The organism is Rhizobium sp. P2_G2, from assembly GCF_056403555.1.
Genome location: NZ_JBFUFF010000112.1, coordinates 1 through 19797 on the forward strand (window position 1 = coordinate 1; position 19797 = coordinate 19797).

Here is a 19797-nt window from a genome sequence, read left to right on the forward strand (position 1 = left end):
ATCACCGCCGTCAATCTCGACGGCGCCTTCTTCACCGCCCAGGCGGCAGCGCAGTCCATGACGCGTCGCGGCGCCGGCGGGTCTATCGTCTTCACATCAAGCATGGGCGGGTTGCGCGGGTCAGCGATCACGACAGTCTATTCTTCGACCAAGGGCGGGGTGGTGCTGATGGCCGCCTCGATGGCCGATGCGCTCGGGTGGAGAAACATCCGCGTCAATGCCGTCTGCCCCGGCGTGATCGATACACAGCTTACCCGGACCGCCGGTGAATCCGAGCAGATCAAATCCATGGCCGGCGGCTCAGCGCTCAAACGCATCGGTCGCCCGGACGAGGTGGCGGCTGCCGTGATCTGGCTGCTGTCGAACCAGGCTTCCTACGTCACCGGCATTGCGTTGCCGGTGGATGGAGGAACGACGGCAATTCTTTGAGGAAACGCCGTGCGGCGCTGCGCCCGGCCGACATGCATCGATGACACCGACGCCGAACCTGAAGAGGAGAACGTTATGGCAGAGGCAGTGAAGGGGAGGGGCGTCAGTCGGCGCCAGCTTATCAAGAATACGGCCCTGGTTGGCGGCGCTGYGGCGCTCGGCCTGCCGATGCCGAACATCCTGCGCGCGCAGGAAACAGCGATCAAGATCGGCTACATTACCTCGCTCTCGGGTCCGCGCGCGACCTTCAGCGAGCCGGCSGAATATAATGTCAACAAGATYCAGGCTCTGTTCAAGGATGGGCTCGAGATTGGCGGCAAGAAATATCCGATCGAAATCCTGATGCGCGACCAGCARTCGAACCCGACGCGCGCCGGCGAAGTCGGCCGCGACCTCATCACCCAGGACAAGGTCGACATCCTGCTCGCCGATGATGGTGATTCCCATTTCGCRGCKGGCGAGATCGCCGACCAGCAGGGSGTGCCGTTCATTTCTACGATCAATCAGTGGGAGCCGTTCATCTTCGCCCGCAATTCGACACCGGACAAGGGCTATCCCTGGTCCTTCATGTTCGCCTTCGGCGCGACTGATGTAGCCAAAACCTATGTCGGCCTCTGGGATACGTTGCCGACAAACAAGACGATCGGCCTGCTGTTCCTCGATATTCCTCCGGGCCATGCTTTTGGCAGCACTCAGAATGGTATTCCTGCTTTCTTGAAGCGGCAGGGCTACAATATCATCGACGGCGGCTTCGTCCGCTTCGACAGCGATGACTTCTCGAGCCAGATCGCCATGTTCAAGGAAGCCAGTTGCGACATCGTCGCCGGCTTCCTGCTCGACTCGCATTTCCAGACCTTTTGGGGCCAGGCGGTGCAGTCAGGCTTCATGCCGAAGGTTGTTACCTTCGCCGGCCCGTTCCTGTTCCCCACGAGCCTGGTGGCTTTGGGCGATCAAGGGGATGGCATGTCGGGCGAAGTCTGGTGGACACCGGATATGCCATTCAAATCCAGTCTGACCGGACAGACGGCGCGCGAGATCGCCACCGGTTGGGAAAACGAGACCGGCTTTCAGTGGACACAGCCGCTTGGTTATATGCATGCGCTCTACGAGGTCGGCATTGCCGCACTCCGCCACGCCAAGGATCCGCGTGACAAGCAAGGCATCCGCGAAGGCATCCGGCAGATGGCGCTGGATACGGTGGTCGGCCCGGTCAACTTCCGAGACTCCAAGATCAAGAGCGTGGCTGTGACTGAGGTGGCCATGGGCCAGTGGCGCAGAACGGCCGAGGGGTCCAAGTTCCCCTACGAGTTCGACATCGTCTATGCCGATCCGATCCTGGCGCCCAATCTCAAGCCGAATGCCAAGATGCGGCTGCTCGGCGAACGCTGACACCGCGCTCATGCATTTGTTGGGCCGCGCAACCGGCGCGGCTCGCACTCTGATCCAACGGATTGACCCATGTCCGAACTATTGAACGTGCAGAATCTCAGGAAGAGCTATGGCTCGATCACCGTGGTCGACAACTTGTCCTTCAAGGTCGACAAGGGCGAATGCCTCGGCGTAATCGGCCCGAACGGCGCCGGCAAGACCTCGCTTTTCAATGTCATCGACGGCGGTGTGGTCGCGGATGGCGGCAGGATTGTGCTCGACGGCGAGGATGTGACGCGTTTGCCGCGGCACAAGCGCGCCCGCAAGGGSATTGCCCGTGCCTACCAGGTGCCGCAGCCCTTTTCCGATCTCACTGTTTTCGAAAATGTGCTCGTCGCCTCGACCTTCGCCGCCGGCGTTTCCGGGCACGAGGCGGAAGTTRCGGCACTYGAGGTGATCCGCCGCGTCGGCCTGAACGAGCGGCGCCGCGATCGCGCCGGCAGCCTGCGGCTGCTCGACCGYAAGCGGCTCGAGCTTGCCAAGGCGCTTGCGGCGTCGCCGAAGCTGTTGCTGCTKGATGAGGTGGCCGGTGGATTGACCGAGGCGGAGGTCGACGTTCTCGTCGAGCTCGTGAAGTCGCTKAAGCCGCATTACGCGATCATCTGGATCGAGCATGTCGCCCATGCGCTGGCCGCMACGGCGGAYCGGCTGATGGCACTCCACTACGGGCGCAAGCTGATCGAAGGCACGCCCGACCAGGTTCTGAAAAGCCCTGAAGTAAGGGCCATCTATCTCGGGATTGTCGACGATGCAGCTGCTTGAAACCTCCGGGCTCGAGGCCTTTTACGGCGATTTCCAGGCTCTTTTCGGCCTCGACATCAGCGTCGGCGAGGGCGAGACCGTCGCCATGATCGGCGCCAACGGTGCCGGCAAGAGCACTTTCCTGCAGGCGCTGGCCGGGCTCAACGACCAGAAGAAGGGTGCCATCCGCTTCGCCGGCCAAGACGTTACSCGGCTTCGCGSCGATCTCGTCTCCCGTCTCGGCATCGGGCTCGTACCGGAAGGACGGATGATGTTCCCGAGCCTCACGGTYGAGGAAAACCTGCTTATGGGTCTATGCACCGATCGCAAGGGACCCTGGACGCTGAAGAAWGTCTATGAGCTCTTTCCGGAGCTGCTCGAGATCCGCACCCGCTCTTCCGTCCGCATCTCCGGCGGGCAGCARCAGATGGTAGCAATCGGCCGGGCACTGCTCACCAATCCAAAACTGCTGCTCTGCGACGAGATCTCGCTCGGRCTTGCGCCCAAAGTGACCAATGGYATCTATGCCTGCTTTTCCGAGATCAARGCGACCGGCATGGCGATCCTGCTCGTCGAGCAGGACATCGTGCGCGCSATCAAGGCKGCGGACCGGTTCTACTGCCTGCTCGAAGGCAAGATCAGCCTTGGYGGCAACCCTCGGGATTACGGCATCGAGGAGATWTCACGGTCMTATTTCGGAATTGGAGCGCACTGATGGCCTGGCTTGAAACGATCATCAATGGCCTGCTTGTCGGCAGCCTCTACGCGCTCTTCGGCCTYGGCGCGGCGCTCACCTTCGGCATCGCCAAGATCGTCAATGTCGCCCATGGCGAGTTCATCGTACTCGCGGGCTTCATYGGCATATTCCTGGTCTCGTTCATCCCGATCCATCCGCTCCTGATCCTGCCGATTGTGATCGTYATCGTCTTTGCGCTGGGCTACGGCCTGCAGACGGCGCTGCTCAATCGCGTCGTCGGCAAGGACCCGCTGCCGCCGATGCTGCTGACCTTCGGCCTCTCCATCGTCATCAAGAATGCGATGGTCGAGTTTCTCGGCGCGACGCCACGCTCCATCAACATGGGCGGGCTGCGCTTCAAGGGCATGGATGTCTTCGGACTGAAGCTCGGCGTCCTGCCGGTCGTGATCTTCGTGATCTCCGTCTGCCTGTTCATCGCCCTGCATTTCTGGCTCAATCACACGCGCTACGGCCGGATTTTGCGCGCGACGGGCGACGAGCAGAAGATCGTTCAGCTCTTCGGCGTCAATTACAAGCGCGCCTTCGGCGTCGCCACCGGGCTYGCGCTCTCGATGTCCGCCGCCGCCGGCATGATGCTCGCCATGCGCTCRACAATCACGCCCTTTACCGGCGGCGACCGGCTTCTCATCGCCTTCGAGGTGGTGATCGTCGGCGGGCTGGGCTCGATGTGGGGCGCGCTGATCGGCGGCTTCGTTCTCGGTGTCACCCATCTCGTRGGCCTGCGCTTCGATCCCAATAGCGGCCTGCTCTACGCGCACATCATGTTCTTCATCATCCTGACAATTATGCCGAGGGGGATTTCCGGATGGCGACAGTGACTTCCTCCCGCGCAGCCATGYCGGACCARGAGCGACCCTATCGGCTGATGGCGGTCGTCGTGATCCTGGCCCTRGCTGCCGCCGTTGCGCCCTTCCTGTTCGGTGAGGGCCTCATCCGGCTCGCCGGCGAAATCCTKCTCGTCTTCGCTATGGCGCAGATGTGGAACCTGYTSGCGGGCTATGCCGGGCTGCTCTCGATCGGCCATCAGGTCTTCGTCGGCGCCGGCGCTTACGGCATGTTCACGCTCTCGATCCATGCCGGCGTCAAYCCTTACGTCGCCATCGCGCTCGCGCCACTGGTCTCTGGCGCGCTGGCGGCGGTGATCGCGCCGATCCTGTTCCGCCTGCGTGATGCCTATTTCACCATCGGAATGTGGGTCTTTTCCGAAATCGTCTCGATCCTGGTCGGCAAGTCGTCCTGGCTCGGCCAGCAGAACGGGCTGACGCTTACGGCGCTACGGGACATGGACCCGGCCTGGATATCGCCGATCGGCTTCTGGTGGTCGGCCTTCGCAGCCCTCGGCAGTCTCGCCTTGTTGATCTGGCTGATGCGTTCGCGGCTCGGCCTGGCGCTGATGGCCGTGCGCGACAACGACACCGCCGCYTCGAGCCTCGGCATCGACGTCTGGTGGAGCCGCTTCATCGCCTTCGTCATCTCCGCGGCAGGAACCGGGCTATGCGGMGCTATCTATTTCCTCGGACCMGCACATGTCCTGCCGGCCTCGGGCTTCGATCCCAACTGGGTCGTCMTCGTCCTCTTCATCTGCGTGGTTGGCGGGCTCGGCACGGTCGAGGGCCCGATCGTGGGMACCATCGTTTATTTTGCGCTGCGCCAGCTCTTCGCCGACARCGGCAACTGGTACCTGATCCTCATGGGCTCGGTCGCCGTCGTCACGATGCTCGTCGCGCGCAATGGCATCTGGGGAACGTTGCACCGGAAATAYGGGGTGTCGGTGATCGGCATTACGCGGCAGCCGCCCGACAACGACACCTGATGGGGGCGCTCGAYCGCTTCGTTGACGTTCTYAGGCTRTTCGAYGAGCGCAAGTCTGACTGGACCATCCAGGACATGRCTGAGGCGACGGGCGTGGCGGCCAGCACGGTTTACCGCACCGTGCGGGCGCTGGTGAGCCAGGGCTTTCTCGATCCGTCCACCGAGGCGCATTATCGGCTGGGCGCGATCTTCATCGAGTTCGACCGGCGCATGCGCCTCTCTGATCCCCTAATTCGCGAGGGCGCGCYCGTGCTGGCGGACCTGCTGTCTGTAGTCAGTGTGCCATGTGCCGCCATCAYTGCCCAGCTTTACGGCGATCAAGTCATCTGCGTTGCCGAGGACAGGAACGGCAGTCTTGTCATACCGACGAGCTATGAGCGTGGTCGGCCGATGCCGCTGCTGCAGGGCGCCACGTCGAAGGYGATCCTGGCGCAACTGCCGCGCGCCCGGCTTRCGCGGATCTTCAGGGCCGCCGGCATCGCCGACAGTGCGCTCGACGCGATTGCCGGAGAACTCGGTGCAATCCGCAGGCGAGGCTACACGGTCACCCGTGGCGAAGTAGACAAGGGGTTGGTCGGCGTCTCCGTGCCSATCGCCTGTCCGGAGGTGGCGATTAATGCCAGTATCAGCCTTRTCCTGGCGGAAGCGGATCTGGACGAAACGCTCGAACGACGTCTGCTGATGACCCTGGTTCCGGCAGGSGACATGCTCTCCAGCACACTTTCCGCGGGACATGTCGACTGACYGTTGATTGCTRAAATATGGTTYGAARGCGATTCTSTACCCARYRAATTATCAAAAAAYAATAATTKCTTGACATATRAGCTGCATCTTTCTAGGTTTGGCGGKACAGCAGGGGCCGTGGATGCCTCGGCATCGGAGGTTAGTGCGCACGCTTGCCGGATCGTGRCAGCGGTRCCAAAAGGAGGTTGCCATGCAGCAGCACGTTCAAAGAAATTCGTTCGAGCTCCARCCCTACCAGGGYTTTTCCGGCCAGTATATCGCCGGCAAGTGGGTCTCCGGCAGCGAGGGTAAGACGAGCCTCGACCGCAATCCCTTCAATGACGACGTGGTCGCGGAGATCTCACTCGCCGGCCTTGCYGATCTCGACKCGGCCTTTGCCGGTGCCAAGGCCGCCCAACGCGACTGGGGTCAGACCCTGCCGGCCCAGCGCGTCGAAGTCTTCCTGCGTGCGGTTGCCATCATTGATGCCCGAAAGGATGAGATTATCGACTGGATCATACGCGAATCCGGCAGTACGCGGATCAAGGCCAATATCGAGTGGRGCGCCGTGCGCGCCGGCATGCTCGAAGCCACCACCATGCCGACTCTCGCGCAAGGCCATATCATTTCGGTCGACAAGCCAGGCAAGGAAGCACGGGTCTACAAGAAACCGGTCGGCGTGGTCGGCGTSATCAGCCCSTGGAATTTCCCYCTGCATCTCTCTAACCGCTCGGTGGCACCGGCGATCGCGCTCGGCAATGCGGTCGTGCTAAAGCCGTCGAACGACACGCCRGTGACGGGCGGCCTGCTGCTGGCCAAGATCTATGARGAGGCCGGCTTGCCGGCCGGCGTTCTCAATGTTGTGGTCGGAAGTTCCGCCACAATAGGCGATGCCTTCTCGCGCCATCCGGTGCCCCGCGTRCTGACATTCACCGGCTCGACGCCCGTCGGCCGCCACATTGCCCGTGTCGCCGTCGAGTCCGCCTTGCTCAAGCGGGTTGGGCTGGAACTTGGCGGCAATGCGCCGCTCGTCGTGCTCGACGATGCCGATTTCGRCAARGCTGTGCAGAGCGCGCTGATCGGCCGCTTCATCCACCAGGGCCAGATCTGCATGAGTACGAACCGCATCATCGTCGACGATTCGATCTATGACAGGTTCGTCGAGGCTTATGTCGAGGCTGCGAAAACYCTGAAGTTCGGCGATCCCAACGARCCGGACACATTCCTTGGGCCGCTCTGCAACGACAGCCAGCTGCGCAATGTGCTCAACTCCATCGARCAGGGCCGTKCTGCCGGCTTCCCTGARCGGCTRTCGGGCAAGGTCGAGGGCCGGGTGGTGCCGCCACATGTCTTCTCCGAGGTCACCAACGATTCCGATCTTGCCCGCCACGAGATMTTCGGRCCCGTCGCRCCGCTGATCCGCGCCCGCGGCGAAGCGGAGGCCCTGACCTTCGCCAATGACACCGAATTCGGCCTCTCGAGCGCAGTCTTCACCGAAAATGAAGCGCGCGGACTCGCCTTCGCCCAGCARRTCGAAGCGGGCATGACCCAYATCAACGACATCACGATCCACGACTATCCACACATGATGTTCGGCGGCGAGAAGAATTCCGGCCTCGGCCGCTTCAACGGAAAATGGATCGTGGAGGAATTCACCACCGATCACTTCATTTCCCTGCAGCGATAGCAACGCGGGCAGCCCTTCGCTGGCACGAGCAGTTCGAGCGACGGTGCATCGAAGATGATATAGCAATTTGGTCGGGCTGGCTGGCAACCAGTCTCCCCCAGATGGCATAGCTGTTGAGTTTCGCTTCGATTTGAGCCTTACTTCTGCTTCGCGCTGATCCACGTCATCACTCTCAAAGCCCGAGACACATGACCAATTTACGCGAACTGCTGGTCGGCGAGAAACGGCAAAGTGGATCAATTCGTGCTAGAAACCAACAATATCCGCCGTACATTCCGAAGATCTTGTCGATCAACGCCATGTCGGTCGTGGTAAGTTGCGCCATCGATTTGCCCGCTCAATTCTCTTTGCAAGCCAATTTGACGCCAGACCGGGCCGGCATGCAATCGCGGAAACGGGAATCCCGTCCTTTTCGTTCTGAGCTACTATACTATTGGCCTGACTCGAAGCAATGCACGTCGCTGGCCACGAGGCAGGTCAGGCGAACTGCTCAAAGAGCGCCGATGTTCTCTGCATTCGACTTGCCGGTCTTGCGATGCTGTCCCACTTGTAGCCTTATTAGCTGGGGGCGAGGGGAGCAAACCCTTCGGTTCGGACGATTTTGAGCTAAGTATCTGTTTCGTTAGCATATCGGCTGCCAAAATGACCGGTTTAAGGTTCGATTCCTATCAAGGCGATCAACGTGCGCAACATCTCATCCAGCCATCATCGCGAACTGCGTTCAGAGGCGATGAACCTGTGGGCGAAAATCGCTCGGACATGAACCGCCGTGGTGCAAGCCGGCTGCCAATGCCTAGGGTCCATTAAGTTGATGTGGTTGTCTAATCGCATTCATCCCGTCAAGCATCTTTCTCGTCGGATGGCACTGCCAGGCGCATGGTTGTCTTCGCGGTCGGCATCAGCCGCCGCATGATAGGGTTTCGCAGGAGGAGCCTTCAAAATGTGGACGACGCACTCAACTGAACCAGCGGTGCAACCCCATCAGCGGAATGGCTCTACCCACGTCCCGGCAGGGACATCTTGGCGCTCAGATACCGAACGCGATCCGCAATTCTACTCTTATGCTGCTGCTCCGACTGCCCGATCGAAGAATTCACCCGTTTTGAGCATTGCGTGCATTGTGACGGCGAGTTTCCGGGCAACCGCGACCGCGGCGCGTTTAAAGCCCACCCTCTCTCTCAACTTCAGGCCCCATGTTCGCAAACCGCATTCAGCGGACGTCCGTGTCAGAATGACCGTCGCGGCCTCAAACAGCAGACCACGCAAATGACAGTCGCCTCGGCGGGATATGTGGCCATCATAATCAACTTCTCCCGATTGGTAGCGCCGAGTCGTCAATCCAAGCCAAGCTCCCACGGAACGCGACTTCTTGAAGTTGTCTGGATCCTCTACGGCCGTCAGGAAGCTGGTGGCCGTGATCACCCCGACACCTGGGATAGACATGAGGATGCGGCACTCCTGCCTTTGTCTTGCATCTGCAAGCAATCGTCTTTCGAGTACAGCCGCTTTCAGCCGTATGCTGCGCCAAGCCTCCAACAGTGGCAACACAATGGACGAGAGAGCATCCTGATCGGCAAGCAGATGTCTGACATTTCTGTCGAAATTGCTCCCCTTGCCTGGGGGAACGATCAGTCCGAAGGTTTTCATGACCCCGCGGATTTGGTTTGAAAGTTCGATGGTGATGCCGACCAGCCGGGTGCGCGCCGAAACGAGCGTCCGGCTGAGCATGCTATCAAAGCCCTTAACCCGAACTTCGCGAAAGAAGCCAACTTCTGCCAGTTGCGCAAGACCGTCCGCATCATTCGCATCCGTCTTATTCGCCGCCATGTCGAGCGCAGCCTTGGCATGACGGGCATCAATGCAGATCGCCGGCAACCCTTCTTCTTTCAAGGCATGATAGAACCATACTGACAACGGGCCGGTTTCGAACACCACACGTTCAACAAACGGCGCATGTTTACGAACAATCCCGGCAATGATCTTGGGATCAGAAGGGCACTTCCCCCGCCAAATTCGTTTGCCTTCGCGCCGGATGGAAATCGCGGTCTCTTTCTTCGAAACGTCAAGGCCTATATACTCTTTCATGGCTGTTCTCCTTTCAGGTGCTTGGGCCCGGTGTCCAATCGTGAGCCCGTATTTCCATCATATCGGAGAACAGCCGCCTTCAAAGAAATCGCTGGGGTTCAGGGCGACTCGCTCCCGCGATTACCCTATGTGGATGGCGCCCTTCGACGGCATCGAATGTGCCAAAATGGTTTTTTGCAAAACCCAGGAGAGGAGCCATCCACCATGGACAATGTTACGACAATCGGACTTGATATCGCGAAGAATGTCTTCCAATTGCACGGTGTCGATGCCCAGGGGCAGGTCGCTCTGCGCAAAGCCTTGCGCCGTGCCAACATGATTGCATTCTTCACAAAACTACCACCCTGCTTGATCGGCATGGAAGCCTGCGCGACAGCTCATCATTGGGCCCGCACGCTGACGAGACTGGGACACAAGGTCAGGTTGATCTCGCCCGCCTATGTCAAGCCTTTCGTCAAGAGGCCTAAGAACGATGCGGCCGATGCTGCAGCAATCTGCGAAGCCGTGGTTCGTCCTTCGATGCGGTTCGTGTCGGTGAAGAGCAAAGAGCAACAGGCGACATTGATGTTGCATAGCGCACGGGAATTGCTGATCGCGCAGCGAACTGCGCTTATGAACGCACTGCGTGGTCATTTTGCAGAGCTGGGCATCGTGGTCGCGCCAGGCGCCCGCAATGTTGGAGAACTTCTGCTTATCCTGGAAGGAATAGGCCAAGGTTCCAATGAGGAGTCTCTTCCGGACACCATGCGGCTTGCATTGCAGCCGCTGGCGACCGCCCTGATTGGGATTGAAGCTGAGATTGCCAGACTCGATAAGGAGATCCTTGCCATCCATCGCAAGGATGAGGTCAGTCTTCGACTTGCCTCGATCCCCGGTATCGGGCCGATTACGGCATCGTTTCTATCGGCAGCTATTCCAGATCCGGGCCTTTTTGAGGGCGGACGAGAGTTCGCAGCCTTCTTGGGGTTGGTACCCCGTCAATATTCCAGCGGCGGCAAGCCGAGGCTTGGAAGGATTTCCAAAATGGGTAACCGGCATTTGCGAAAGCTGTTGGTGGTCGGAGCGCATGCCGCGCTCTACAGCATCAAGAATGGCAAGACCAAGTCACCACTGGCGGACTGGGCAAGAGCTTTGCTTGCAAAGAAATCCTTCAAGCTTGTGGCAGTCGCTCTGGCCAACAAAATGGCGCGCATTGCATGGGCGATCATGACCAGAGCCGGGCATTACCAACCGAACCTTGCGACCCAATAGACCAGGTACTACCCGAACTGCCCAGGGGCAGAAAAGTTGGCGGCGTGACGAAGGAGTGATGCGAAGGCAAAAGCGGAATGGACCGCACGAACAGAAGAACCCGTGGCATCGTATAGCGCAACAACAGCGCGGTAAGTTGATAGGGATCGGTTCTAGCGCAAAACATCAGGGCCAGCGGTCATGTCAAACCGCGCTTACAGGCCGGAGACATGACTGCACCCGACCCGCTAAGCTCAAACATCGCCGATATCACATTGCCAAGCGGGCGCCATCCAGACATTACGATGCCGGCTGGACATAAACAGAAAATAACTCGCAAACAAAGTGTTGTAACACCGAAATCTCCATGCTTATCATTGGCTTAATTACCCACAAGATTGACGGTGCCCTTGCGGATGATGACATTGCCGTAGAACAGCGTCTCGCCGGTGGCGATCACTGCGAACGCTTCCTTGGTGCGACCGTAGAAGGCGAAACGTTCGATGCGCTTGAGCGTGACTTTCTCGCCCGGAAGGCCATCCAGTTCCTTCTGGATCGCGATATGCGCCGGCACGATCGCGTCGGGTTCGTCGATCACTTCCATGCCAACAACCGGGTCAGGTTCGGATTCGTCGACCGGCATAACCGACAGCACCGCCTTAAGCATGCGCGGCAGGTCGCTCGCCTCCATGCGGATCAGCCGCTTGGCGACAGTCTGGGCCGGAAAACTGCCGTCGGCGATGACGATTTCGTCGCCATGGCCCATGGCGCGCAGGACAAACAGAATATCAGCGTTCAGGATGGGGTCGATACCGATCAGCATGGCGGTTCCTCAGCCCAGGTCGTGGAGATCGGTGGTGATGGCCGGTCCGATCGAAAATTCGGAGAAGGTTACGGTCAACCCGCTGCGCTCCGGCGTGCAAGCGGTCGGTCCGACCTGATAACGCGAGGCAATAGGGAAAGGGGCGAGCCGCAGCAGCGGCCAGAATTTGCCGTCGCGCGATGCCTGGATGCGCATTGCGCCATTGTTGACCGTGACGCGGATGTAGAAATCCTCAAGTTCCCTGAACGGCTGCGACACTGACCAGTCCGACTTGCCGTCGGTGATCACGGTCGAAAGAAACAGTTCGCCATCGGTAAATTCGACGCCGGTCTTCACCCATTTCGTCTCGTCGATACGCACCATCAACCCGGCTTGGTCGTACAGCGTGCGGAATTCGCCGCGGATGCGGATCTTGGCAGTAAAGCCGTCGGTGGCGGCAAAGCCGAGGAAGTGGCCGCTGTCGCGGGTGAATCCGTAATAGGTTTCACGCCAGAAATCGGTCTTAGCATCCGTGGTCATGGTCAGGCCGGTGTCGTCTGCCTGCCATTTGGTCGGCTCGTTCAGCCAGACGCCGTTGTTGAAGTCGGTGCTCATCGCGGTGTTCCTGTTTTTTGGCCGCCCAGCCGGTAGGCGGCGACGGCATTGAGATGGTAGAATCGTTCGGCAATACCGGCATTCGTTTCGACCAGCCGATGCGCGATCGCCTTCACGTCTTGATAGCGCGCGGTCGTGGTGCAGACCGGCCAGTCGGAGCCGAAAATGATCCGCTCTGGTCCGAAAAGATCGAGGGCAAGCTGTGTGTAGCGGTCGAAATCCTCAGGCTCCCAGCCGGCCCAATGCGCCTCGGTCACCAGGCCGGAAATCTTGCACCAGACGTTGGTGCATTTAGCGATTTCGGTGAAGGCAGATTGCCAGTCGGCAGTCGCATCGGACGCGATCGGCGGCTTGGCCATATGGTCAAGCACGAAGCGCCCGGCCGGAGATTTTTGCACAAGATCGATCGCGGCCGGCAACTCGCGGGTGCGGACGAGCAGGTCGAATGTCAGTCCGGCATCCAATACAGCGCCGATGCCGCGACGCACGACCGGGCGCCTCAACCAATCGGCATCCGCTTCGTCATGGACATTATGGCGTATGCCGACAAGATGGTCGCCGCCGGGCAGAGCGCGCAGGTCTTCGATTCGTTGTGCGACATCCTGCGCCTGCAGGTCGACCCAGCCAACCACGCCAGCAACGAAATGGTGGCGCACGGCGATGGCGAGGAAATCGCGCGTCTCGTCGAGATCGTGGCGGCACTGAACGATGATCGTCCTGTCGATTCCGGCTTCTGTCAGCAGCGACTTGAGGTCGTCGGGACCGAAATCGCGTCGGAGCGGCCGCATGGTGTCGCCGGCCATCCAGGGATAGTCGCCGGTCGAAAGATCCCAGAAATGCTGGTGTGCATCGATGATCATGCTGTCGGCGCCTCGGCCGAGATCAGGCCCTTGCCGCGCAGTTCGTCCCATAGGGAGGATGGGATCTGCCGGCGAAACAAGGCGTCGTTCTCGAGGATTTCGTCGCGGCTGCGGGCTCCCGTCAGGACGCTGGTGACGGCTGGATGAGCGAGCGGGAACTGGATCGCCGCGGCCTTGAGTGGCACGCCATGGCTCAGACAGACCGCCTCAAGCGCAATCGCTCGCTCGACCAGCGTCCGGTCGGCATCCTCATAATTGAACTTGGCGCCGGCGCGCGGATCGGCAAGCAGGCCGCTGTTATAGACGCCGCCGATGATCACCGAAATGTTTTTGGCGACACAGAGCGGTAGGAATTCCCTGAGCGCGCCCTGTTCGAGCAACGTATAGCGTCCGGCCAGCAGGAAACAGTCGAAATTGCCGTTGCGGGCCAGTTCGGTCAGCATCTCGCTCTGGTTCATGCCGGCGCCGACCGCGCCGATACTGCCCTCGCTGCGCAGCCGGTCGAGCGCCCTGTAGGCGCCATCGAGGGCTTGGTGATAGTGGTCGTCGGGATCGTGTATATGCAGGACGTCGATCCGGTCATGGCCGAGCCGCTTCAGGCTTTCCTCAACCGAGGTCATCACGCCGTCATAGCTGAAGTCGAACACCGGCCGTTCCGGCGGCGTGCCTTTGTAATAGGCGTCCTCTCCTTCAGGCTTTTCCGGCATGCGCAGCAGGCGGCCGACCTTCGTGCAGAGCACATAGCTGTCGCGTGGTTTGGTTTTCAGGAATGCGCCGAGCCGATGCTCGGCCATGCCGTTGCCATATTGCGGGGCGGTGTCGAAGAAGCGGATGCCGAGCTCCCAGGCCGTCTCCATGGTCTCGGTAGCCGATTGCTCGCTGGTCGCAGTATAGAGGCCGCCGATCGCGGTGGTGCCGAGGCCTAGTGTCGTCGCGCTCAGCGATGTGCGGCCGAGTTGCCGCCGCTCATAGTATCCTGTCATGAAATCCGTCCCATATGCGCCTGATTTCGGCTTGGGATTAATTTTCATCCTCTTTCCATTATGTCAATAATTTTCTTTGAAGAAAAATATCTTGCATGTTCGCAAAAAATTTGACAGTTTCTGAAAATCGGAATTTACTACGATTTTCGCTGCCAGAGATGCATGACACAGTCGGGACGATCGTCTTGAATGCAAGCAATCCTGCGCCCTGGCGGCAGTGAATGGGAGAATTGCCGGCCCGCTCCGGGAGAGCTGGCCGCGCCTGGAATCAACGTCACATAACAGGGGATCATCATGAAAAGACGTGAATTCATCGCTCTGGCCGCAGGCACGCTTGCCGCGCCGGCCATCATCGGCTCTGCGCGGGCTGCCAGCAAGGAACTGCGGATGCTGACCTGGGAAGGCTATGCCGACGACCAGTGGGTCAAGGCCTTCGAAGCCAAGGCCGGCGCCAAGGTCAGCGTCAGCTATACCGGCAGCGTCGACGAAATCTTTGCCAAGATGACGGCCTCCGAAGGCGCGGATTTCGATGTCGTCGCCATCGAGACCTCGTCCTACAAGCGCCTGACGCAGGAGAGTCTGATCCAGCCGCTCGACATTTCGAAATTGCCGGCAGCCCAGAACCTCATGCCGGCCTTCAAGTCGGTGGCGGCGATCATCTTCGACGGCAAGACCTATGCCGCACCCTTTGCCTGGGGCTCGATCCCGCTGATCTACAATGCCGACACGTTCCCGAAGGCGCCGGACAGCTGGGAAATCCTCTGGGACCCGAGTTACCAGGGCAAGATCATCGTCATGGACGATGCCAACAACGCCATCGTGACCACGGCGCTGACGCTCGGCATCAAGGACCCCTTCAATCTCACCGACGCGCAGTTCGACGAGATCAAGGCCAAGCTTCTGGCGCAGAAGGCCAATGTCGCCAGCTACTATGCCGGCTTCGATGATGGCGTCAGCATTTTCGCCCAGGGCGGCATCGACCTGATGATGTCGATGGGCGAGCCGCAGGCGCCGATGCTGAAAAAGCAGGGCGTCAATGCCGCCCTGACCATCCCCAAGGAAGGCGCGATCGGCTGGATCGACTGCTGGACGATCAGCAGAGGCGCCCGCGATGTCGACCTCGCGCATGCCTGGATCGATGCCATGCTGCAGAAGGAGGTCGGCACCTATATCAGCGAGAAGACCGGCTATGGCAACACCACCAATGCCGATGCCAACGCCAAGATTGGCCTTACCTATTCCGATAAGCTAGTCTTCCTGCAGGCGCCCGAGGATTTCGCGCGCCGCATCGAGGTCTGGAACGAGATCAAGGCGACGCCGGTTCAATAATGACGACTCAGTTGTTCGACAATGGGGATGCAGGTTCGGAACGGTCAAACGTCATCCGCCTGGTTGACGTGACCAAGTCCTACAGGAACCTCGACGTCCTGAAGCCGGTCAACCTGGACATTCGGGATGGTGAGTTTCTCACCATTCTCGGCCCGTCCGGGTCCGGCAAGACGACGATCCTGCGCATGATCGGCGGCTTCACGCCGCCGAGCTCCGGGCGCATCCTGTTGCGTGGCACGGACATCGCCCGCGTGCCGATCTTCAAGCGGCCGTTCAACACGGTGTTCCAGGATTACGCGCTTTTCCCGCACATGACCGTGGCCAGGAATGTCGGCTACGGCCTGCGCATCCGCCGCATGCCAGGCGCCGAGATCGCCGCCAAGGTCGCCGCCRTGCTGGAAACCGTCAACCTGATCGACAAGGCCGGGCGCTATCCGAGCGAGCTTTCGGGCGGCCAGCGTCAGCGGGTGGCGCTCGCCCGCGCCATCGTCTGCGAGCCGCAGGTCATCCTGCTCGATGAGCCTCTGGCTGCGCTCGATGCAGAACTCCGCCGCTCGATGCAGGAATTCCTCAAACAGCTGCAGCGGCGCATCCAGACGACTTTCGTCTTCATCACCCACGATCAGGAAGAAGCCATCTCCATGTCCGACCGGATCGCGGTCATGGATCACGGCAATCTCATCCAGGTCGGCTCGCCGCAGCAGATCTACTACAAGCCGAAGAGCGAATTCGTCGCCAAATTCTTTGGCGAAAACAACCTGCTGCCGGCTTCTGCCCGCACGGGCGGCGCCTCTTCGATCATCGAGAGCCCGCTGGGCTCGCATTCGGTCGCAGGCGAGGGGCGCGATATCCTCGTCGCCATCCGGCCGGAAAGCTTCAGCCTGCATGATGGCGCGGAGCTTCATCCGGGCCAGCAGACATCAAGGGCGCGGCTGGAGAATGTCACCTTCCTTGGCGCGACGACGCAATTGTCGTTGTCGCTTGGCGGCGGCGAGCATCGGATCAAGGTGCGCATTCCGACCGCGGGCGCGCTTGCCAGTCTCAATCCGGGTAGCGATGTGACGCTGCGCTGGTCGGAAGCCGATATCAGCTTCCTGCCGAGGGGATGAGGATGGCCACTGCTTCGATGACCACCGATATCGCAGTGACGGGGGAAAGCCGGCATGCCAGGCTGCCTTTGGGCGGCATCATCGCCCGCATGCTAGTCTATGGACTGCCGACGGTGCTGATCCTCATTCCGCTTCTGTCATTCCTGGCTTACAGTTTGCTGGAGCAGGACAAGGGCAAGATCACCGGCAATCTGACATTCGCCAACTATGCTGCCTTTCTTGCCAGCAGCAGCTATCTCTATGTGTTTTTCGGCACGCTGAAGCTGGCCTTCGTCGTTGCCGCCGTGGCGCTGGTGTTCGGCTATATCATCTCCTATCTGATCTGGCGGCTCGAAGGCTCGCTGCGCTATCTGCTGCTGCTGCTGAGCGCGCTGCCGCTGGTGATGAATTATGTCGTCAAGATCTACGCCATCCGCAGCATTCTCGGCTTCAACGGCTTCCTGAATTCGATCCTGATGTCGGCGGGCATTCTCGAACATCCGAGCAAGCTGTTCATCTTCAACCAGACGGCGGTGATGATCGCCATGGCGGTCATCTACCTGCCGTTCGGAATCCTACCGATCTTCCTCGCGCTCGAACGCATCCCGCAATCGCTGATCGCCGCCGCCGCCGATCTCGGCGCCCGGCCGGGGCAGATCTTCTTCACGGTCGTCCTGCCGCTCAGCCTGCCGGGCTCGATCGCCGGCGCGCTGTTCGTCATGGTCATTGCGCTCGGCGATTACCTGACGCCGCAGATGGTCGGCGGCAGCGAGGGTTTTACCTTCGGACGCGCCGTCTGGAGCCAGTTCGGCATGGCCTTCAACTGGCCGTTCGGCGCCGCACTTGCCGTTGTGCTGCTGGTCGCCGTGGTGGCGCTGATCGGGCTTGCGGCGCTGGTTTCCAAGGCCGGGAGGATCCAATGACGCGCGCGGAACGAATGACCATCGCGCTTCTCTGGGTGGTCGGCGGCTTCACCTTCGTCGTGCTTTATGCGCCGGCGGTGATCGTCATCCTGCTGTCGTTCTTCGGCATGAAAGGCCGCAAGATCGACTGGTCGGCCCCCAGCCTCGAATGGTACGGCAAGTTCGCCGAGAATTCCCAGCTGATCGATGCGTTGTCGAATTCGCTGATCGTCGGCGCCTTCGCGGTGGTGATCGCCACGGTGATTTCGCTCGGGCTTGCCTATTACATGAAGACGGGCGCGCGCAGCGGCCGCACCTATGTCGAATTCGTGATCTTCCTGCCGTTCGTGCTGCCCGCGATCATCACCGGTATTTCACTGCTGATCGCCTTCCGCGAGGTCGGCATCGAACGCAGCCTGGTCACCGTGACAGCCGGCCATGTCGTGCTGATTCTCGCGGTCATCTACCGGATGGTGATGATCCGGCTCGACAGCCTTGAGAATTCGCAGATCGAGGCGTCACTCGATCTCGGCGCCAATGGCTTCGAAACCTTCCTCTATGTTATGCTTCCGCAGCTGCGATCTGCGCTGGTGACCAGTTCGCTACTTGCATTTGCTCTTTCGTTCGATGAAACTTTGGTGACGTTCTTCCTCGTCGGCGGGGAGACGACGCTTCCGATGCGCTTGTGGGCAATGATGCGCACCGGCTTCACGCCCGAAATCAATGCGCTCGTCTCGGTCGTTCTGTGCGTTACCCTGTTGTTCGCGGCGCTCGGCGCGATGTCGCTGCGCAAGAGCATAGAACGGAAATGACGACATTCCTTCGAAAGGCACCCGGCCAATTGGAAACAACGGCAAGACATGAATGAAAAAGTGAAAAACCTCGGTAAGCTGCTGCGCGATCGTCGTTCCTATCATGGATGGACGCTGGCGGAGGTGAGCGCGATGACCGGCATTGCGATGTCGACGCTGTCGAAGGTCGAGAACGGCCACATCTCGCCCAATTTCGACACGATCCTCAAATTGTCGCACGGGCTGGGCGTCGAGATCGGCGATCTCCTGAACTCGTCCCCGAGCGAGCCGACGCCGCCGCTGGTGGTCGCCCGCCGCAGCATCAGCCGCAATCTCGAAGGCCAGACGCTTGACCGGCACTATTACAGCTACAGCTACCTGTCATCGGATGTCGCCCACAAGCGCATCATCCCGATCCATATCGAGGTCAGGGCATTGACGCCGGAGCAGATGGGGCCGCTGACGGCGCATGTCGGCGAGGAATTCATTCTCGTGCTCAAGGGCAGGGTGCGGCTCTACAGCGAATATTATGAGCCGACCGACCTCGCCGAAGGCGACAGCGTCTATCTCGATAGCACGATGAAGCACGGTTACATGTCGCTGGAAGCGCCGGGCAGTTCGATCATGGTCTGCTGCTCTAGCGCCACCCCGAACCTCGCCCAGACGCTGCGCGAAATCATCAAGGAGCAGATCATCTCGGAACAGCAGCATCCGAAGGACGGCAAGACCGCCTAGGCATTTTCCAGACAGGCATGTGGCCATTGGCCGTCCGGAACGATTCTGGCGGAAGGCTAGGTGCGGCCTTTTGAACGACAAGAATGACGGGAGCAACACGCAAAGATGACCACAACCAATCCCTATTCCGGCCTGTTTCCAGTCGCACCGACGCCGTTTACGGCGAATGGCGACATTGATGTCGAAGGCCAGCGCCGGGTGCTCGATTGCATGATCGATCAGGGCGTCGACGGCATCTGCATCCTCGCCAATTACTCCGAGCAGTTCCTGCTGTCGGACGACGAGCGTCGCGAATTGACCGAGATTGCCCTTGCGCATGTCGGCGCAAGCCTGCCGGTCATGGTCACCTGCAGCCATTTCAGCACCCGCATCGCTGCTGCGCGGGCAAAACATGCGGCCGAGCACGGCGCGAAAATGATCATGCTGATGCCGCCCTATCACGGCGCCGGCATCAGGCTCGACGAATCCTCGATCTACGAGCATTTCGCCCGCGTCGCCGAGGCGGCGCAAATCCCGGTCATGATCCAGGATGCGCCGCTGAGCGGGGTTTTCCTGTCGGCGGATTTCATGGTCCGAATCGCCCGGTCGCTGCCGCTGGTGCGCTATTTCAAGATCGAAGTCGCCGGTACCGCCGCCAAGTTGCGCAGGCTGATCGAACTCGGCGGCGATGTGATCGAGGGACCTTTCGACGGCGAGGAGGCGATCACGCTGATGGCCGACCTCGATGCCGGCGCCACCGGCGTCATGTCGAGCGCCTTGCTGCCGGATCTCATCCGGCCGGTGATCCCACATCACAAGGC

The 19797-nt window shown here is 60.3% G+C and carries 20 protein-coding genes; 15 read left to right on the forward strand and 5 right to left on the reverse strand.

Annotated features, from left to right (window positions below; all coding sequences use genetic code 11):
* The 8 genes from AC1D06_RS36525 to AC1D06_RS36560 all read left to right on the forward strand — a co-directional run.
* Positions 1-429, forward strand: a 429-nt coding sequence (locus tag AC1D06_RS36525) for an SDR family NAD(P)-dependent oxidoreductase (protein ID WP_477990558.1), incomplete at its 5' end; no start/stop codon positions are given.
* Positions 430-504: 75 nt separating this feature from the next.
* Positions 505-1818: an ABC transporter substrate-binding protein gene (locus AC1D06_RS36530; RefSeq protein WP_477990559.1), complete on the forward strand. Its 1314-nt coding sequence runs from the start codon at positions 505-507 to the stop codon at positions 1816-1818.
* Between the two features lie 69 nt (positions 1819-1887).
* Positions 1888-2619 carry an ABC transporter ATP-binding protein gene (locus AC1D06_RS36535; RefSeq protein WP_477990560.1) on the forward strand — a complete coding sequence of 244 codons (732 nt, stop codon included), beginning with the start codon at positions 1888-1890 and terminating at the stop codon, positions 2617-2619.
* A complete protein-coding gene (locus AC1D06_RS36540) occupies positions 2606-3313 on the forward strand; it encodes an ABC transporter ATP-binding protein (protein ID WP_477990561.1) in 708 nt (235 codons plus the stop codon). The genes AC1D06_RS36535 and AC1D06_RS36540 overlap by 14 nt, the downstream gene beginning before the upstream one ends.
* Positions 3313-4173: a branched-chain amino acid ABC transporter permease gene (locus AC1D06_RS36545; protein WP_477990562.1), complete on the forward strand. Its 861-nt coding sequence runs from the start codon at positions 3313-3315 to the stop codon at positions 4171-4173. Before AC1D06_RS36540 ends, AC1D06_RS36545 begins: the two co-directional genes overlap by 1 nt.
* Complete coding sequence (locus AC1D06_RS36550) at positions 4161-5168, forward strand: branched-chain amino acid ABC transporter permease (protein ID WP_477990563.1); 1008 nt, start codon at positions 4161-4163, stop codon at positions 5166-5168. The genes AC1D06_RS36545 and AC1D06_RS36550 overlap by 13 nt, the downstream gene beginning before the upstream one ends.
* A complete protein-coding gene (locus AC1D06_RS36555) occupies positions 5168-5911 on the forward strand; it encodes an IclR family transcriptional regulator (protein WP_477990564.1) in 744 nt (247 codons plus the stop codon). The genes AC1D06_RS36550 and AC1D06_RS36555 overlap by 1 nt, the downstream gene beginning before the upstream one ends.
* 190 nt (positions 5912-6101) lie before the next feature.
* Positions 6102-7577: an aldehyde dehydrogenase family protein gene (locus AC1D06_RS36560; RefSeq protein ID WP_477990565.1), complete on the forward strand. Its 1476-nt coding sequence runs from the start codon at positions 6102-6104 to the stop codon at positions 7575-7577.
* 1059 nt (positions 7578-8636) lie between these two features.
* On the opposite strand, the gene AC1D06_RS36565 is transcribed toward AC1D06_RS36560, so the two are convergent.
* Positions 8637-9662, reverse strand: coding sequence for an IS110 family RNA-guided transposase (locus tag AC1D06_RS36565; protein ID WP_477990566.1), 1026 nt, complete (start codon positions 9660-9662; stop codon positions 8637-8639).
* Positions 9663-9866: 204 nt separating this feature from the next.
* On the opposite strand from AC1D06_RS36565, the gene AC1D06_RS36570 reads away from it, so the two are divergent.
* A complete protein-coding gene (locus AC1D06_RS36570) occupies positions 9867-10913 on the forward strand; it encodes an IS110 family RNA-guided transposase (protein WP_477990567.1) in 1047 nt (348 codons plus the stop codon).
* A gap of 361 nt (positions 10914-11274) precedes the next feature.
* Here AC1D06_RS36570 and AC1D06_RS36575 read toward each other — a convergent pair whose 3' ends face one another.
* The 4 genes from AC1D06_RS36575 to AC1D06_RS36590 are packed head-to-tail and all read right to left on the reverse strand — an operon-like array spanning position 11275 to position 14152.
* Entirely contained in the window at positions 11275-11715 is a 441-nt protein-coding gene (locus AC1D06_RS36575; protein WP_477990568.1) for an RbsD/FucU family protein, read from the reverse strand.
* A gap of 9 nt (positions 11716-11724) precedes the next feature.
* Positions 11725-12309 carry a DUF1349 domain-containing protein gene (locus AC1D06_RS36580; protein WP_477990569.1) on the reverse strand — a complete coding sequence of 195 codons (585 nt, stop codon included), beginning with the start codon at positions 12307-12309 and terminating at the stop codon, positions 11725-11727.
* Positions 12306-13169, reverse strand: a complete 864-nt coding sequence (locus tag AC1D06_RS36585; RefSeq protein ID WP_477990570.1) for an amidohydrolase family protein — start codon at positions 13167-13169, stop codon at positions 12306-12308. The genes AC1D06_RS36580 and AC1D06_RS36585 overlap by 4 nt, the downstream gene beginning before the upstream one ends.
* Entirely contained in the window at positions 13166-14152 is a 987-nt protein-coding gene (locus AC1D06_RS36590) for an aldo/keto reductase (protein WP_477990571.1), read from the reverse strand. Before AC1D06_RS36590 ends, AC1D06_RS36585 begins: the two co-directional genes overlap by 4 nt.
* Before the next feature lie 294 nt (positions 14153-14446).
* Between AC1D06_RS36590 and AC1D06_RS36595 the strand changes: the two genes are divergently transcribed.
* The 6 genes from AC1D06_RS36595 to AC1D06_RS36620 form a co-directional block, all read left to right on the forward strand.
* Entirely contained in the window at positions 14447-15481 is a 1035-nt protein-coding gene (locus AC1D06_RS36595; protein WP_477990572.1) for an ABC transporter substrate-binding protein, read from the forward strand.
* On the forward strand, positions 15481-16590 hold the full coding sequence (locus AC1D06_RS36600; protein ID WP_477990573.1) for an ABC transporter ATP-binding protein: 1110 nt from the start codon (positions 15481-15483) through the stop codon (positions 16588-16590). Before AC1D06_RS36595 ends, AC1D06_RS36600 begins: the two co-directional genes overlap by 1 nt.
* A gap of 2 nt (positions 16591-16592) precedes the next feature.
* A complete protein-coding gene (locus AC1D06_RS36605; protein WP_477990574.1) occupies positions 16593-17492 on the forward strand; it encodes an ABC transporter permease in 900 nt (299 codons plus the stop codon).
* Positions 17489-18283, forward strand: a complete 795-nt coding sequence (locus AC1D06_RS36610; protein WP_477990575.1) for an ABC transporter permease — start codon at positions 17489-17491, stop codon at positions 18281-18283. The genes AC1D06_RS36605 and AC1D06_RS36610 overlap by 4 nt, the downstream gene beginning before the upstream one ends.
* Before the next feature lie 48 nt (positions 18284-18331).
* A complete protein-coding gene (locus AC1D06_RS36615; protein ID WP_477990576.1) occupies positions 18332-18997 on the forward strand; it encodes a helix-turn-helix domain-containing protein in 666 nt (221 codons plus the stop codon).
* Positions 18998-19102: 105 nt separating this feature from the next.
* A partial coding sequence (locus tag AC1D06_RS36620; protein WP_477990577.1) for a dihydrodipicolinate synthase family protein occupies positions 19103-19797 on the forward strand: 695 nt, incomplete at its 3' end.